The following is a 2,383-nucleotide window of genomic DNA, read 5'->3' as shown; positions in this document are numbered from 1 at the left end:
GCCGCCCCGGCCGCCGGGCCGCCCGCGCCCGGCGGCGTACGGGCCGCCGCTCCGGCGGCCGCGCGGCCCGGCGCACCCCGGCCGCGGAGCTTCGACACCGCTCCCGCGCGGGCGGCGCTGGCCCGGCTGCTGCCGCGCCACGCCGGGCAGTTCACCCTGGTGCCCGACACCGGCGCCGCGGCCGACACCTTCACCGTGTCCGGGACGGCCGGAGCGGTCACCGTGCGCGGCTCCACCGGCGCCACCCTGCTCACCGGCGTCGGCTGGTACCTCCAGCACGTCGCCGGCGCCGACATCGGCTGGCCGGGCGACAGCATCGGCATGCTGCCCGCCACGCTGCCGGCCGTCCCCGCGCCCGTCACCCGCAGCGCGCTCGTCCCGCACCGGTACGCGCTGAACGACACCGACGACGGTTACGCCGGCCCGTACCGCACCTTCGAGGAGCACCAGCGGCAGATCGACCTGCTCGCCCTGCACGGGGTGAACGAGGTGTTCGTGCAGGTCGGCGCGGAATACCCGTACTACCGGGCGCTCCAGGGCTTCGGCTATCCGGCCGCCGAGCTGCGCGCGTGGATCCCCGGGCCGGCCCACCAGAGCTGGTGGCTGCTGCAGAACCTGAGCGGCTTCGGCGGCCCGGTCACGGAGCGGCTGATGCGCGAACGCGCCGCGCTGGGGGGGCGGATCGCGGAGCAGCTGCGCGGGCTGGGCATGACGCCGGTGCTGCCCGGCTACTTCGGCACGGTCCCGCCGGACTTCGCCGCGCGCAACGCCGGTGCCGGGACGGTGCCGCAGGGCGACTGGGCCGGCTTCGACCGGCCGGACTGGCTCGACCCGGCCACCCCGGTGTTCGGGAAGCTGGCCGCCGCGTACTACGCCGAGCAGCGCGCGGTGTTCGGGGACAGCACGATGTACCGGATGAGCCCGCTGCACGAGGGCGGGCAGACCGGCTCGGTGGACGTACGGTCCGCCGCCGGGGCGATCCAGAAGGCCCTGCACGCCGCCCACCCGGGTGCCCTGTGGGCGGTGCTGGGCTGGCAGGACGACCCCACGGCGGAACTGCTCGCCGGGGTGGACACCTCGAAGCTGCTGATCCTCGACGGGCTCTCCGACCGGTACAACCGCCTGGACCGCGAGACGCGCTGGGGCGGCGTCCCGTACGCGATGGGCACCATCTACAACTTCGGCGGGCACACGACGGTCGGCGCGAACACCTCCGTGTGGCTGGAGCGCTTCCCCGCCTGGCGCGGCAAGAGCGGCAGCGCCCTCAGCGGCATCGCCTACCTCCCCGAGGCCACCGGGACCAACCCGGCGGCCTTCGACCTCTTCACCGACCTGGCCTGGGAACCGGGGCCGCTCGACCAGCGGAAGTGGTTCGCGGACTTCGCGGCCCGCCGCTACGGCCGCCCCGACGCGGCGGCCGCTGCGGCCTGGGAGGAGCTGCGCAAGGGGCCGTACAGCACCTCCTCGGGGCTGTGGTCGGAGTCCCAGGACAGCCTGTTCACCGCCCGGCCGGCCCTGAACGCGGTCGGGTCGGCGTACTGGAGCCCCAAGTCCCTGCGCTACCCGGCCGATTCGGTCCGCCGGGCCCTGGACCACCTGCTCCGGGTGGATCCGCGGCTGCGCGCCTCCAGCGCGTACCGCTTCGACCTGGTGGACACGGCGCGGCAGGCCCTCGCCAACCACTCGCGGGTGCTGCTGCCGAAGATCAAGGCGGCGTACGAGGCCGGGGACCTGGAGCGCTTCCGCCGGCTGACGGCCGAATGGCGCGGCGCGGAGCGGCAGTTGGACGAGCTGATCGGATCCGACCCGAACTTCCTGCTCGGCGGCTGGCTGAAGGCGGCCCGTTCCCGGGGCGCCGACGAGGCCGAGCGCGACCGGTACGAGTACGACGCCCGCTCGATCCTGAGCGTATGGGGCCGCCGCGGCACGAGCGAGGGCGGCTTCCTCCACGACTACGCGAACCGCGAGTGGAACGGTCTGGTCGCGGAGCTGTACGGACCGCGGTGGGACCTGTACTTCGACACGCTGGAGGAGGCGCTCGCCGGGGGCACCGCGCCCCGGGAGATCGACTGGCACGCCGAGGAGGAGGCGTGGGCCCGGCGGACCACCCGGCATCCCGACCGGCCCAGCGGGGACCCGTACGCCCTGGCGGCCGCGGTCGCCGCCTCCCTGCCCGCGGCGGCCGCCCCCTGAGATACACCACTCGGTGCCGTCTCGGCCGCTTCCCCGGCGATCACCACCCGTCCGGGGGAACCTCGGTACCCGTTCGGGGGACCGCTCGGCCGACGGCCCGCCGGGTGGGGCCGACGCTGGGTTCACTGGCCCGCAGCGATCAGGGGCGGCCGCGGTTGTCGCCCGAGGTCCCCGCGACGGACTGGGTGCC

The 2,383-nt window shown here is 75.6% G+C and carries 1 protein-coding gene; it reads left to right on the top strand.

Going from position 1 to position 2,383, the window contains the following annotated elements; genetic code table 11:
• Positions 1 to 2,193: alpha-N-acetylglucosaminidase (locus ABT106_RS31790; protein WP_351284487.1), on the top strand; the 2,193-nt coding region annotated here is incomplete at its 5' end.
• Between the last annotated feature and the right edge of the window lie 190 nt (positions 2,194 to 2,383).

This window comes from Streptomyces sp. NPDC002044 (assembly GCF_040296725.1).
GTDB classification, from domain to species: domain Bacteria; phylum Actinomycetota; class Actinomycetes; order Streptomycetales; family Streptomycetaceae; genus Streptomyces; species Streptomyces antarcticus.
This window is presented reverse-complemented; position numbering and strand designations above follow the sequence as displayed.